Annotated in this window: 14 protein-coding genes and 1 tRNA gene; 7 read left to right on the top strand and 8 right to left on the bottom strand. The window is 44.3% G+C overall.

Features of this window, described 5'->3' with window-relative positions; all coding sequences use genetic code 11:
- The first annotated feature begins 243 nt into the window (after window positions 1–243).
- Window positions 244–319, top strand: a tRNA-Thr gene (locus IEY18_RS09190).
- 357 nt (window positions 320–676) lie between these two features.
- Here IEY18_RS09190 and IEY18_RS09185 read toward each other — a convergent pair.
- On the bottom strand, window positions 677–2,308 hold the full coding sequence (locus IEY18_RS09185; RefSeq protein WP_188919990.1) for a ShlB/FhaC/HecB family hemolysin secretion/activation protein: 1,632 nt from the start codon (window positions 2,306–2,308) through the stop codon (window positions 677–679).
- Window positions 2,309–2,500: 192 nt separating this feature from the next.
- The gene (locus tag IEY18_RS09180; protein ID WP_188919988.1) at window positions 2,501–3,721 is read right to left on the bottom strand and encodes a threonine/serine exporter family protein; all 1,221 of its coding nucleotides are present in this window, start codon (window positions 3,719–3,721) and stop codon (window positions 2,501–2,503) included.
- 175 nt (window positions 3,722–3,896) lie between these two features.
- Between IEY18_RS09180 and IEY18_RS09175 the strand changes: the two genes are divergently transcribed.
- Both IEY18_RS09175 and IEY18_RS09170 read left to right on the top strand, forming a co-directional pair.
- Window positions 3,897–4,292: an MAPEG family protein gene (locus IEY18_RS09175; protein WP_188919986.1), complete on the top strand. Its 396-nt coding sequence runs from the start codon at window positions 3,897–3,899 to the stop codon at window positions 4,290–4,292.
- Window positions 4,293–4,482: 190 nt separating this feature from the next.
- Window positions 4,483–6,792 (top strand): YgiQ family radical SAM protein, encoded by a 2,310-nt coding sequence (locus IEY18_RS09170; RefSeq protein WP_188919984.1) that lies wholly within the window; start codon window positions 4,483–4,485, stop codon window positions 6,790–6,792.
- Between the two features lie 84 nt (window positions 6,793–6,876).
- On the opposite strand, the gene IEY18_RS09165 is transcribed toward IEY18_RS09170, so the two are convergent.
- Window positions 6,877–7,461, bottom strand: a complete 585-nt coding sequence (locus IEY18_RS09165) for a lipid-binding SYLF domain-containing protein (RefSeq protein ID WP_188919982.1) — start codon at window positions 7,459–7,461, stop codon at window positions 6,877–6,879.
- Window positions 7,462–7,599: 138 nt separating this feature from the next.
- Window positions 7,600–7,896: a c-type cytochrome gene (locus IEY18_RS09160; RefSeq protein ID WP_188919980.1), complete on the bottom strand. Its 297-nt coding sequence runs from the start codon at window positions 7,894–7,896 to the stop codon at window positions 7,600–7,602.
- A 223-nt stretch (window positions 7,897–8,119) separates the two neighbouring features.
- Here IEY18_RS09160 and IEY18_RS09155 point away from each other — a divergent pair, with 223 nt between their 5' ends.
- Entirely contained in the window at window positions 8,120–8,566 is a 447-nt protein-coding gene (locus tag IEY18_RS09155) for a GNAT family N-acetyltransferase (protein ID WP_188919978.1), read from the top strand.
- Window positions 8,567–8,636: 70 nt separating this feature from the next.
- On the opposite strand, the gene IEY18_RS09150 is transcribed toward IEY18_RS09155, so the two are convergent.
- Entirely contained in the window at window positions 8,637–8,885 is a 249-nt protein-coding gene (locus tag IEY18_RS09150) for a hypothetical protein (protein WP_188919976.1), read from the bottom strand.
- 193 nt (window positions 8,886–9,078) lie between these two features.
- Between IEY18_RS09150 and IEY18_RS09145 the strand changes: the two genes are divergently transcribed.
- Complete coding sequence (locus tag IEY18_RS09145; RefSeq protein ID WP_188919974.1) at window positions 9,079–9,963, top strand: radical SAM protein; 885 nt, start codon at window positions 9,079–9,081, stop codon at window positions 9,961–9,963.
- Window positions 9,964–9,990: 27 nt separating this feature from the next.
- Here IEY18_RS09145 and IEY18_RS09140 read toward each other — a convergent pair whose 3' ends face one another.
- Complete coding sequence (locus tag IEY18_RS09140; protein ID WP_188919972.1) at window positions 9,991–10,839, bottom strand: mechanosensitive ion channel family protein; 849 nt, start codon at window positions 10,837–10,839, stop codon at window positions 9,991–9,993.
- Between the two features lie 228 nt (window positions 10,840–11,067).
- On the opposite strand from IEY18_RS09140, the gene IEY18_RS09135 reads away from it, so the two are divergent.
- On the top strand, window positions 11,068–11,535 hold the full coding sequence (locus IEY18_RS09135) for a hypothetical protein (protein ID WP_188919970.1): 468 nt from the start codon (window positions 11,068–11,070) through the stop codon (window positions 11,533–11,535).
- Window positions 11,536–11,626: 91 nt separating this feature from the next.
- Here IEY18_RS09135 and IEY18_RS09130 read toward each other — a convergent pair whose 3' ends face one another.
- Window positions 11,627–11,839: an HP1242/YdcH family protein gene (locus IEY18_RS09130; RefSeq protein ID WP_188919968.1), complete on the bottom strand. Its 213-nt coding sequence runs from the start codon at window positions 11,837–11,839 to the stop codon at window positions 11,627–11,629.
- A 409-nt stretch (window positions 11,840–12,248) separates the two neighbouring features.
- Here IEY18_RS09130 and udp point away from each other — a divergent pair, with 409 nt between their 5' ends.
- On the top strand, window positions 12,249–13,007 hold the full coding sequence (gene udp, locus IEY18_RS09125) for a uridine phosphorylase (RefSeq protein ID WP_188919966.1): 759 nt from the start codon (window positions 12,249–12,251) through the stop codon (window positions 13,005–13,007).
- 81 nt (window positions 13,008–13,088) lie between these two features.
- Here the strand turns inward: udp and IEY18_RS09120 are convergent, their stop codons facing one another.
- Window positions 13,089–13,832, bottom strand: a complete 744-nt coding sequence (locus IEY18_RS09120; RefSeq protein ID WP_188920054.1) for an outer membrane protein OmpK — start codon at window positions 13,830–13,832, stop codon at window positions 13,089–13,091.
- Between the last annotated feature and the right edge of the window lie 374 nt (window positions 13,833–14,206).

The following is a 14,206-nucleotide window of genomic DNA, read 5'->3' as shown; positions in this document are numbered from 1 at the left end:
GGCTTAACCATACAACCCTGATGGGTTTTACCAGCGATGGTAGTGGTTGGTTGCTATAACTTAGTATGAATATGAAGCACTTGATTAAAGTGAGAACAGCTTTCCGAATTATTATTTACTGTTTAATCGAGTTAGATGGTAGATAAAAGAATTTGTCTGGAAACCATAGAGCTTCATTTCCAGGCGCCTAATTAAAGTATAACCTGCAGAAAGCGTAAGACAGGGATATACGAGAAGACTTAAGCTGATATGGCTCAGTCGGTAGAGCGCATCCTTGGTAAGGATGAGGTCCCCAGTTCGATTCTGGGTATCAGCACCACATTATAGAATTTGTTTGGAAACCATAGAGCTTCATTTCCAAGCGCCAATTTATGTAGAAAAGCCACCTGAATAGGTGGCTTTTTTGCGTTTAATGCCTGAAAAATTATCGGTCAGGGACACCTAAACATTATATTATTTGTGCGCCGTGGAAGTCCTTGGCGTTTACAATGTCATGTAAACAAGTCTATCTTGGCGCTACTCAGCGTTAATTTGAACATGTGATGAACTGCTTTTAGTATTCGATAGGAAGCAACGCTTATATCAAAACCTTTGGGTTACAGCGAGTGATAGAGTTGAATTATCGAATTCAGGTTTCATTTTATGAATGGTTACTGCAAGAGAAGTGCAACAGCGTTTAGAATTTTCGCTTTACAACAAAGCGCCATTCCCAGTCATTTACTTCTTCCCCTGATGTAAAAGGAAGGGTCAAGTCGATATGGGCGACATTACCGTAGCTAGAGCGAGATGAGTAGAGCCTGGCGCCTATGCCAATACTGCCTAAGACACCACTTTCTTCGTTTCCGGCGTCTGCGCAGCCATAGGCATGCCCGATATCAATAAAGGCAGCCCAGCCTAACTCAGCAAGTTGATAAAGGTTAATGTTAGGATAGTTACGGACCTCAGCGGTGACTAACCATTGCTGATCCCCATATTGATAGTCATTTGGATATCCCCTGACACCGGTTTCATCCCCGAGGGTAAATGGTCGATCTAGATAGTTGTTCTGAGATGAGCTTACTCTTGTTTTGGCATAAGCCGTCCAGCGTGGGTTAATTTTGTAAAAGTATTCTGCTTGTAAGTTTGCCTGATAGAAGTCAGCTTGCGTTGTACCGAGCGTCGCTTTGGCATCAAATGAAAGTAAGGCCAGTTGGTTGGCAAACTTATAGCCTTTAGTAACATCGAAATTGAGGTGGTAGCCAAGGTCATCATGACGGTCTTTGGTTTCCACTCCTACTTTAATTTGGTATTGCCAGCCTAAATTGAAATCTTCGTTGTAGTTGATGAGGTTAACATTGGTCAAAACATGATAATCATCTTCGATGTGTTGATAGCTAACCCACGGATAGGTGAATTCTCGATCTTGAGGAAGTGGTTCTTGGGTGAATTCGCCGGTATGTCTAAATGAATGATGATCTTGTGTTGCACCGACCATGATACGTTTAGTGACCTGCTTATCGTGGTGGAGTCGCCAACCATAAGCAAAGTTTAGATATTCTATATCGTGGTGAAACTCATTCACATCACGACCATTTTGCCGCAATGTATCCACTTGTTTGGTGTGTGCAAAAGACGATTGATACATGTGCTCACCATTCAAAGTGTAGAAGGGCTTTACAAAACGCATCTGTGAGGACTGCCCATCGCTGTTATCGTAAAAACTGAAGCCGAGCGTGGCATGTTTGATCCATTTTAACGGTGCTTTTACCGCAAATTTGTAGCCGGTCCGATCATCGTCGGAGGAGTATTTAATGCGGGTTTTAATGCCCAGTCCCAGTAGGTTGTCCTCTTTGATACCGGCTGAGAATTTGCTTTCGCCACCACTTCGACCAACACTCATGGTCGGGAGTAAAGACCAATTATCCCAAGTCTCGACAATCACGACTTCTCCGTCTTCTTTGATATCGGCATTTGGATCTTGGTGGGCAAAACTAATCTTTGCGTCTCTTAAAAATGGCTCAGCACGCAGTAATCGTTGTGCTTCTTCCAAGTCATCTTGATCAATTTCATCATGAGCGCCAAAGCTGAGTAAGTCGAGTATTGTCGACTCTTTGGTGTTGATGTGTAAGTAGTTTGCCCAGTGGTGTAGAAAGAATGCGTTGGGTGCTGACTCATCAAAGATTGGGTGGCTAATCACAACAATTCTGGCGACCTTTTTCGGTTGCTCCAAGGTTTGACTTGTGACTGGGATTTTTGGGTCGGTTGCACTTGCGACCTGTGGTGTAAATGAGAGCAGCACAGTGAAAAAGAGTGGTTTTATTGATAGCATAAATTCACTCCTTTCTAGTCACTTAATTGTGATAACGGCTCGATAAAGAAAACATAGTGCTTGCTTTATAACAGTTGGAATTTGGAGTGAAGTCAAGGGAATTCAAGTAAATTGAATGTTCTGATTGGTTTGAAATTCAGGTAGAGGATCCGCAAGCCCATACTACATCAGGGCTGCGGCATAATATTGGTCTTACAGCGTTTTTTTCGGTGGTACAACAACGTTAGCAAATATTAACCCAGCGACCAGTGACATAAAAATTAAGAATACTTGTGCGCCAATATGAGACTGATTGAGCATGGTTTCACCTACAATCAATACATTTAGACCGATATACGCTTTACTGCCCGGAACCAGAATTACCAAGCCTTGTAGCAGCGCAATCGATGCCGGTGCTTTCATCCACCTTGAGAAAAGGTTGGCATAGATACCAACGGCTAACGCCCCAAAGAAAATGCCAATAGACGGATCGAAATAACGCGCAGCGAGTAGCGAAGAAAAGAAAGCCACGATCCCTGCCAAAATACCCCAGGGTGAATCCTGAGGTCGCGCTTTAAAAATCACAACAAGGGTCATTGATAGGATCGGTACGGCTAGCCAAATAGCCCATTGTGGAATCAGAGCTGGTTCAACATAGGTGGTTTCGCCAAATAGTGCGCGGCCAAGCACCATACCTAATATGGCGCCGAAATAGAGCTTAAATAGCGACATCATGGCGTCCATAATTCGAGCAGTGCCCGATATTAAGTCCCTCGCTGCAAGTTCTGAAAGCCCAAGGGTTAACGCAAGGCCTGGTATAAATACGATGATGCCTGAAAGGATGACAACGGGAATATTGATGCTGGGATCAAATTGCGCAATCCCACAAGCGACGATTGCGCATAGAATTGCGGACAGTGGTTCTAATGTCTCTGTTAAGCGTTTGGAATGCTCAGCTCGATATACCAGACCAAAAACCATTAAACCGAGTAAGGTCGACCAGAGAACGTTATTCCAACCAATGCCCATTAGCATGGCAAAGGCACCCGCAGTTGTGCCAAAAGACAGAAAGGTCGACCAAGTGCTGTAAGGTGCCGGTTTGTTTGCGATCTCTTCTAGTCGATTTAGTGCTTCCGTCAAGCTGCGCTTACCTGACACGAGCTCTTCAACAAGTTCATCTGTTCGTGCAAGTGAGCCTAGATCAAGCTCCCCAGGCTTAACCCGCGCCACATGGTTATGCTGCTGATCCTCATCGTGTTGCAGCACAAATGTCATCGCGGTAGGAGAGATAAGAAAGTAACCATCGATTTCAAGAAAATCAGACACAGCTTTGAGGTGGGCTTCGAGGCGGTAAGCTGGCGTGCCGAACTTATGCAATGCCTTGCCAAGCCGAATAATAAAACGTCTTTTTTCTAAAAACTCTGGAGTGTTCAAATGGGTAAGCTCTAGTTTGCAAATAACACGATATTGGACGCGCGCATCTTATATCAGATTGGCTTGAGTTTTAACCAAAATAACAGCGAAATATTCGATTTTGTGGGTGTAGTTGGCGTGAGAGTCAATTCCAAGTATGCTGAATTAATCACCAAATGTATATGAAGGACGATGAATGGTTCTGGTAGTCACGGGTTTTTACGGCAGTTTAACGGCATTACTTATACTTGCTTTGACATTCAATGTGGTGAAAATGCGTCGCCGCTTTAAGATTGGTGTCGGTGATGGCGGGAATATGCAGTTAAAAATCGCTAACCGGGCACATGGTAACTTACTTGAGAATACTGCAATCGTGCTCCTATTGTTGGCAACGGCGGAGGCAAATGGTCTCGGGCATTTTTGGTTACATAGCCTTGGGCTGATTTGGATTGTGGCTAGGGTGTTGCACGCAATCGGTTTGGTACAAGGAGAAGGCGGTTACCACTTTGGGCGAGCGAGCGGCACGTTGGCAACTTGGCTGGTGATATTGGTTTTGGTCTTGGTAAATATCGGATTGTTCTTGACCTTGTAGCTCGATATGTTGTGCTAGGTGAGCGCGGATTATTGATGCGCTGGCTGTTTTTTAGTCACACTTGAGTGCTTTTGCCTGCTATACTCCGCGTCCGGTAAAGAAATGAGCAAATAACGAAGCGTGATTTGCTCATCGGTACATTAATTATCGAAACACATCCATCGATAGAAAAGCTAGTAGGTCAGATTGCATGCAAGTCGAGTCAACCCTCTTTAAATATCCTAAGTTTTGGGCCGAGAGCTTCGGCACTTCGCCATTTTTGCCGATGTCTCGCAAAGAGATGGACAAACTAGGCTGGGATAGCTGCGATGTGATTTTGGTTACTGGCGATGCATATGTTGATCATCCCAGCTTTGGTATGGCTGTGATTGGTCGCGTGCTAGAGGCGCAAGGGTTTCGAGTGGGAATTATCTCGCAGCCAGATTGGTCAACTAAAAAGGATTTCATGAAACTTGGACGGCCGAACCTGTTTTTTGGGGTAACCGCCGGCAATATGGATTCAATGATTAACCGCTATACCGCTGAACGTCGCATGCGTCATGATGATGCGTATACGCCGAACAATGAAGGCGGAAAACGACCTGATCGCGCTGTCACGGTATATACCCAACGTTGTAAAGAAGCATTCAAAGAGATCCCTGTTGTTATTGGTGGGATCGAAGCAAGTTTGAGACGGATTGCCCATTACGACTATTGGTCTGACAAAGTTAGGCGCTCTGTTATATTTGATGCCAAAGCTGATATTTTAATGTATGGCAATGCAGAACGGCCGTTAGTTGAAGTTGCACATCGTCTGGCAGCTGGAGAACATGTCAGTACATTACATGATGTACGTGGCACCGCCGTGATCCGTAAAGAGCCATTGCCTGAATGGCGAGGAATGGACTCGCGCAAGATTGACCAGCTCCATAAAATTGATCCAATCCCAAATCCTTATGGTGCAGACGATGTTGGTTGCCGTGATTTGTCAGGCCCCAGTGATGTCAAAGTGTTTGATAGCGAAGCTCCTCAAGCCATCAGTGTGCAGCCGCCGAAGCCAAAACCTTGGGAGAAAACTTACGTATTGTTGCCCGCCTACGATAAAGTTGCGGCCGACAAGTATCTGTATGCGCACGCATCACGAATCCTGCATCAAGAGACCAATCCAGGTTGTGCCCGTGCCTTATTTCAGCCCCATACCGACCGTGGTGTGTGGGTAAATCCACCTGCTTGGCCACTCTCGACAGAAGAGATGGACCAAGTTTTTGGTTTGCCCTATCAACGTGTTCCGCACCCAGTGTACGGAAAGGCAAAAATTCCTGCGTACGACATGATTAAAACCTCGGTAAACATTATGAGGGGCTGTTTTGGTGGTTGTTCATTTTGTTCGATTACAGAGCATGAAGGGCGAATCATTCAAAGTCGTTCGCAAGAATCTATTGTGAAAGAGATTGAGGATATTCGCGATAAAGTACCGGGTTTTACCGGTGTGATTTCAGATCTGGGTGGACCCACGGCCAACATGTACCGCTTGGGGTGCTCGAGCGTAAAGGCTGAAAAAACTTGCCGTCGTTTATCTTGTGTTTTTCCGTCGATATGTGGGCATTTAGATACCGATCATAAAGCTACGATAGATTTATACCGTACCGCGCGTGATATTCCCGGCATTAAGAAAATTTTGATTGCATCAGGTGTGCGCTATGACTTGGCAATTGAAGATCCACGCTATGTAAAAGAGCTGGCAAAATATCACGTAGGGGGGTATTTAAAAATTGCCCCTGAACATACAGAAGAAGGGCCGCTGAGTAAGATGATGAAGCCCGGTATGGGCAGCTATGATAAGTTTAAAGAGTTGTTTGATATGTACTCTCAAGAGGCTGGAAAGAAACAGTACCTCATTCCATATTTTATCTCTGCACATCCTGGGACGACCAATGAAGATATGGTGAATCTTGCTTTATGGCTGAAAAGCGAAAAGTTTAAGCTTGATCAGGTGCAAAACTTTTACCCGTCTCCGATGGCAAATGCCACGACAATCTATCACACCGGTTTGAACTCACTGAAGAACGTGAAGCATGGCAGTGAGGAAGTTACAGTGCCAAAGAAAGGTCGGCAAAGGAAATTGCATAAGGCGTTGCTACGTTACCACGACCCTGCTGGCTGGCCGATGATCCGTGAGGCACTGATAGAAATGGGGAAAGAGTATTTAATCGGCAATAAACCAGAGTGTTTGGTGCCACCAGAAGGAAGAGCTAAGCGGCTCGCGAGCCAAAAAGGTGGCTCGAACAAGGGAGCTGCAAATCGGGGCAAACAAGGCTTAACTCGTTTCTCTGATAATCAGTTTCAACACGATAAAGCGGGTACTAAGCGCAAACAAGGCGCAAAGAATAAACCAAACGCAGCTGGAAACAAAACGCAAGAGTTGACGGGGAACGGCACGAAATCTCAGTCAAAGCCAAAACCACAGTCCAAAGCGAAGTCAAAAAAAGGCTGGGCGACACCCTCTAAATATGCCCGATAAAAGCGGTATGGCAGTTTAGGAGCAACCCATATAAAAAAGCGCCATAAAGGCGCTTTTTTATATGATGCTGTTCAGAGATAAAGACTAACGGTCTTCGAAGGTAAACGATTGTCCTGCGAGTGCCGCTTCATACATTAAGCCGCCCTTGGCCAATGTAAAGACAGCCATGTTGTTAATGTACGCTCCGAGTGCTGCATTACTTGAATCATCAGCATGGTTACCTGCTCCGGCAGAGTTACCGGTTGACCCTGCCTGGGCATTGGCACCTAACGTAATGGCTACTGCAGAAGCTTGTGCGCCAAACTCGAAGGTTCCGCTGGTGAACTCGTTATAAGCTTGTGCATTCTTAAAGAAAATAATTTCGCTATAGGCTTGGCCGCCTAACTGAAAGCCGATGGAGACTTGGGTGACCGTTGTGTCTCCGGTATAAGTGCCGCGCTTGTATACACGCCCTTTCCCGTAAGCCGCGCCAATGCCAATACCACCTTTGCCAATGGTAGGAAAAAGCGCATAGCCATAGGCATTGTTAAAAAACTTTTGCGTTTGGCTGGCAGAGCGAAATTTTTTAAGTGCGGCTTGATAATCATCACTTGCGTCAGCGTAGGGGGTAAATCCTACCCCCAAAGCTAGGGCCAAAATTGCTATTGCGGTACATAAAAACCTGCTCATGAATGTTCTCCGATCACTTTAATGGCTTCAGCTTACGCTGAATTGGTAAAGATGTTAATCATTGCCAAATTAAAAAGCGCATATACAAGCCTGTTTTTCTCTAGCTGACAGCTCTGGTTCAAGTTAAAGGCGTTGACCTTATTTCAAGCTCTCATAATAAGCGGCAAGATTCGCTATGTCTGCATCACTTAAGGGGGCTGCCATCGGTGCCATGATCGCATCGGCGCGACTACCGTCTTTAAATGCTTTCAGCTGCTTCTCTACATACTGCGCTTTTTGTCCCTTGAGGTTGGGGTACATAGGGATCATTGAAATACCATCGGCCCCATGACATGCTGCGCACACCGCTGCTTTGGCTTTACCAGCTTCAATATCAGCAGCAGATACAGACATAGAAAATAGACTGACTAATCCAACGATAAGTAATTTTTTCATCGTGCTTCTCCTAGAGTCGTAATAACTCTTTTTGTTTGGCGTCGATACCATTACTGCACGTCTTTGGTATCCTACATTCGATTGCTTAATTTGTTGATTTTTAGTTTAGGTCAGACAATATTAACGCGAGCTGAATAGTGGAATGTCGACTTGGCTGCAGAATTATTAAGGCTCATTTGTATAACGAGGTATTTTTTATGGCATCGAACGGGTGGGGCATCACGTGAACTGGCAACTATTATCTTTTGCGGAATTAAGTGTCGATCAGCTCTATGAGCTACTGAAGCTTCGTGTAAATGTATTTGTTGTCGAGCAAGATTGCGCGTATGCAGAACTTGATGAAAAAGATCGTCATCCACAAACCATGCACCTACTCGCATTTGAAGAGGAGCAACTTTGTGGATACGCGCGCATTATTCCGCCAGGAGTGAGTTATTTGCAAGCGAGCATCGGGCGAGTCGCTGTCGCTGCTGAATTTCGAAATAAAGGCGTTGCTAAGCAGCTCATGCTCAAGTCTATTGAGACGACCAAAGCGCACTGGCCAACACAAGGCATTCAAATAGGTGCTCAAGAATATTTGAGCGGTTTCTATCAACAACTTGGATTTGAAGCCGTATCGGAAGTTTATTTAGAAGACGGTATTCCACATCTAGATATGCGGCTTAACTAAAGCGTTGCAAATCTTCGGCAACAAAAAAGCGCGTGATGAACGCGCTTCTTCGTGACGATCCTGTGGATCGCTAGTGACGAATCTGGATCTCGGGTTGATAGTCGATATCACCATCTTCTGTAATGGTGGCAATATCATTTTGCTGGGCAACAATTGCCAGCGGTCCAGACTCTAATTGACGGACAAATAATAACCTATAGCCATAAGGGTGAAGGTTATATAGGGCCATTTTTTGCTCAGCGTTCATGGCTTGCCAATGAACGTTATGATGCAGCGCAGTCCCTCGCCTTTCACTTACTTGTTGTGCTATGTATGACATAGTTATGTGTTCGCTATTTGAATATTTATTCGCGTAATCGGTAACTTATCACGCTTTTAATGCTGATACAGTATTTAACTGTGTTAAAAATGTAGCAAATTGCGTAATTCTAAAGTTTGAGCTAGCTCAAGTTTATGTTTGTTAAAAGCCATATGCTGAGTATTTTTTACCTGTTTTATAAGGGGTTGATAAATTGATCAAATACATTGAGCCGGTATTTCGCCCGCCATCAGAATGGAAATCTCTAATCCTACAAGTCACCAATGGGTGCAGCTGGAACCAATGTACCTTTTGTGACATGTATACCCAGCCCCAGAAAAAGTATCGCGCACAGAAGATAGAAAAGATCGAACAAGAAATTCGAGCGATCGCTGCTTCAGGGGCTATTGTGCAGCGAGTATTCTTAGCCGATGGAGATGCAATGACGTTGCCATTTGCTCGGCTAGAAGCGATATGTATGCTGATCCGCTCGTTGTTGCCACAAGTTCAGCGCATTAGTTGCTATTGTCTCCCAAGAAATTTAAACAACAAAACTCCCGAGCAACTAGCTCGGCTGAGATCGCTTGGGCTAACGTTAGTGTATGTTGGCTGCGAAAGTGGTGATGATGACGTGTTGCTTCGGGTTCAAAAAGGTGAAACTTTTGCTACATCTTTGGCGGCTTTACAAAAACTCAAGACCGCGAATATTAAGTCATCGGTGATGATCTTAAATGGATTGGGCGGCACTGCGCTATCAAAGCAGCATGCCGTCAACTCGGCAAAATTGATGAATGCAGCACAGCCAGAGTATTTATCTACCTTGGTTGTCACTTTGCCTTTGGGAAAAGTGCGAATGGATGAAGCTTTCGATGGTCAGTTTGTTTTGCCTGATCAACAAGGGCTTTTTCGTGAGATGCACGACCTATTGAGTGCGCTGGAACTAGATAAAACCATATTCCGATCCGACCATGCTTCAAATTATTTGGTCCTGAAAGGAATATTGGGACGAGATAAAGCGCGGCTCGTTAATCAAGTCGAACAAGCGATGGCTCAACCACAAAGTATACCGTTGCGTGAAGAGTGGCAAAGGGGTTTATAGCCCCTTCGCCAGAGGAACAAGAAGGCTTTAGTTTTTGCCGTGCTCAACAGTTTGCACATGAACTTCACGTATTGGGCAAGCAATATCAATCTTTGCGTCGGTTAATGCGCGGTGCAGCGCTAGGTTGATGTGAAACTTTGACTGGTAATATTGCTCAGTCGGCACCCAATAGCGCACGCCAATTTCAATGCCAGAATGATTAAACCCATTAATGCCAATTTGCGGATTGGTAACTGTGGCTTCTTGTGGATTGTTGAAAACAGTGCGGATGACGTCAATGGCGTGATTGGGATCCATGCTGTATTGAATATTGAAGTGATTCTCAACCAGTTTGTTTGCATGTGAATTGTGAATAATTTCGCCAACGATATGTTTATTTGGAATGCTAATGACTTCCCCTTCTTCATTGGTCAGTAGCGTTAAACCCAAGTGAATATCTTTAACTACGCCTGTGACGCCCTGTACGCTAATCGTATTCCCCACGATAAACGGTCTCGTCACAATAATGGTAATTCCGGCTGCGTAGTTTGACAGCATCCCTTGTAATGCCAACCCGGCGCCTAGAGATGCCGCACCAATTGCCGCCACCATTGGGGTTACACTAATCCCTACCTTGCCTAGTGCAATGATTGCGACCATCACGATGATACTGATTTTTACGAGATTGGTGATGAAGTTGCTAAGGGTGATGTCAATTTCATGCTTCTTGAACTGTTTGGCGACGATTTTGGCGACCTTGTTTGCAACCCATAAACCCGCTAAAAAAATCAGAATGGCGCCAATGAGTTGAAAGCTGTATTTCACAAGGAATTCAGTAATGAGATCGTATATTCCCTGAAGCTGCTCAAGTTCTTGTTTTAAATTGGGTTGTAACATTGCAATGTCCATATTTGGCGAGATATATCGATAGCTTACTGAATTCACTTGAGTTTGAATACATTTTGTTGGCAAAGTGCTATTGATTTGCACTAATTAAACCTGATCCCTAGCACATGGAAAAGTGGCCGAATCGTGAGCAAGCTCATGAAAACCAGCATTGGACGCTGAGTTCGCTTCTCGACCCATGTATCCTGAAAATAATGAAGGATTCGCAGAGGGTATCGAATGAAACATTGGATTGCCGTGTTTTGCCTCGTCGTTGCGAACTTTGTCCAGGCTGATACTTACCGTGAAGGAGATGTACTAATTCCAACGGTGATTGACGATCAATTTGGCAATGAGTTGGTAATTGATGAGAAGACACACATGTTGCTGTTTAGCCGCGATATGGAAGGTGGCAAGGTGGTGCAGCAAGCATTAGAGAAGTTTCCGCAGGGTGAGTTGACCAATCGTGTCGTTTACGTTGCCGATATCCATCAAATGCCTTTGCTCGTGGCTAAATTTGTCGCGATCCCCAAAATGCAGGATTTTGATTTTTCCGTGGGATTAGACCGCGCAGGTGAAAAAACAGCAGCTTTACCTGGAGAAGCGGAAAAGGCGACTTTAATTCTTTTAGATGGTTTAACAGTGAAGCAAGTAAAACTGTTTGATAAACCAGAGTTATTGGTGAAAGCGTTAGCAACAAGGCTATAGTGTTTTAAAGAGGGTGCAGCGATGAGTTGCGCCCCAATAATGGGTGTTGGCAAACTCAATTCGCTGCCCAGCGAATGGCTTTAATTAAAAGTTATTCGTGAGATTTTAGAATTTGATGGATTTCTTCTTTTAAGTGTAACTTCTTCAATTTGAGTTCTTTTACTTCAGATGTGTAGTCACTCGCATTGCTTTTCTCTAGTTCTTTGATGTCTTCATCCAAACGATTGTGCTCATCAAACTTTCTTTGGAAGTGTGCATCTTTGCCTTTAAGGTTTGTAATTAACTCTCTGTACTCTGGGAACATAGGCGTCGTCCTTTTTTGCAGTTTTAGATAAGGTCACAACTTCAAGTTACCGTGATTTAACTGAGCAGAATGTGAGCGAGATCTTGTTCTGTGCTCTTGGGCGAGCAAAGGGAATTATCTGTTTGTGAGAGCATGAAACGAATCATGTTTACCCTGATTGTGTGAATTGTATTAGGCGCGTTGCTGTTGGCAGCTTACCGCTAATTTCTGACTTTGTGTTGTTTTGGGGAAGTGAAGTTAAGACTGAACAATAATTATGCAATGACAGAGGAATTTTGGTAACTACATTACAGCTCTGGCTGGATAAAAGTGAATCAAAATGTGATCTAGCTAACCTTATCTTGTGCCTTTCTAGGTTAAAGTCGCATTTATTAGAATTTAATTACAAAAATTGAAAGGGGTTTTCACAATGTCTGATGTATTTCACTTGGGCCTGACCAAAGAGATGCTTAAAGGCGCGACGTTAGCGATTGTACCTGGCGATCCTGAGCGCGTTAAAAAAATTGCTGAGTTGATGGATAATGCAACTTTTCTTGCTAGCCACCGTGAATACACGACTTACTTAGCCGAAATTGATGGCAAGTCCGTTGTGGTATGTTCAACAGGTATTGGTGGCCCATCTACTTCTATTGCAGTGGAAGAGCTTGCACAGCTTGGTGTATCAACATTTCTTCGCGTCGGTACCACTGGTGCAATCCAACCACATGTGAATGTGGGTGATGTGATTGTAACACAAGCGTCAGTTCGTCTTGATGGTGCCAGTTTGCACTTTGCTCCACTTGAATTCCCTGCGGCTTCTAACTTTGAATGTACCACAGCGATGGTTGCAGCTTGTCGTGATGCTGGTGTGGAGCCTCATGTGGGAATTACAGCATCTTCAGACACTTTCTATCCTGGTCAAGAACGTTACGATACCGTTTCTGGGCGTATCACCAGCCGCTTTGTGGGTTCGATGAAAGAGTGGCAAGATATGGGGGTATTGAACTACGAAATGGAGTCTGCAACGCTATTTGCAATGTGTGCCACTCAAGGTTGGCGCGCAGCATGTGTTGCAGGGGTGATCGTTAATCGTACTCAGCAAGAGATCCCAGATGAAGCAACAATGAAGCAAACAGAAACTAGTGCAGTATCTATTGTGGTTGCTGCTGCGAAAAAACTGCTCGATTAAAGGGTGGTGATGGCATAAAAAAGGCGCCGACGGCGCCTTTTTTAATGCTCAAATCAAAGCACTATATGCTGTTGACCCATTTTAGAAGTGGTATTGAGCAATGATAGAGTATGTGCTTTGGTCAACGTTTTTCACGCCGTACTTGTTTTTCCAGTAGTCATACTCGAAACCAACAAAAAGCTTGTTGCTCTTTGCTTCACCCATAAGTGACTTACCAAGATCGTATTTGACTTGTGGATTGAAGTGAATGTTCTCTTCGTAGCCAGCTTTGTCCGCTGAGAATACCCAATCAATGTAACCATCGATGACAATGTTGGCATCGCCAACTGGTATGTCAAAACGGTACACCGGAGTCAACTGCCAGCCATCGCTATTGTTGCCAGAGCTAATTGGATCACGCTTGTAAGTGTTTAGGCTGAAGTAAGTAAAGCCTGGAACTTTTAGATCAAGACCCACACCGTAAAGGAAGCTCTCTACTGGGCCTTCACCTTCTTCATAAGTTAGCGCTAGAGATACGTCGGTCACTGGACCAAAACTTAAGTCTTTACCTAAGATCTTACCAGCGCTGAAACGTGGAGAGATTTCACCATAAGTAGTAGAGCTATCAGCACCATTAAAAGTGATGAAGTCTTGGAATGCGAACCAGTCGCCATATTTCCAAGCGCCAGCAGTTTCAACTGTAACCGTTGTTTGGCGATGTGAAGGAGCAAGATCATAGTCATCACCGTGTAATACAGTCACGCTAGCGTCCCACCATTGGACCAAATCGTCAGCCAAAACTGGTTGCGATACTAATAAAGCTAAGCCTAGGCATGCCTTTTTCATCATATTTACCTTTCAGTTTGCCAAGTCGATTATTTTCTATTTGGCATAATTATTAATATTTGTAGGGGACTTACATCGCAGAGGCAATGCCACTTTCAACGGCAACTACTCTTCCTGTTGAGTATCGGTGAGTGTGGATTGTTCGTTGTAGCAACATAAAGTGGGGGCAATATAGGGAAAATCACTGCAAGACTCAAAGTATTTATCATCGTTCAGTAATATTTTTGCTGTAGGCGCGATGCATTGACGACGTAATGTGAGCAATGTCTAAATTACGGCGGTAAAATAGCCATTTGGCGATTGTTGATTGAACGAATCGTAGAAATTTAGTTCAATCGGTAGAGGTGAACATCATGACATATTATGTCGATATT

Origin of the sequence: Shewanella gelidii (genome assembly GCF_014647855.1) — a bacterium.
Classification (GTDB): domain Bacteria; phylum Pseudomonadota; class Gammaproteobacteria; order Enterobacterales; family Shewanellaceae; genus Shewanella; species Shewanella gelidii.
This window is presented reverse-complemented; position numbering and strand designations above follow the sequence as displayed.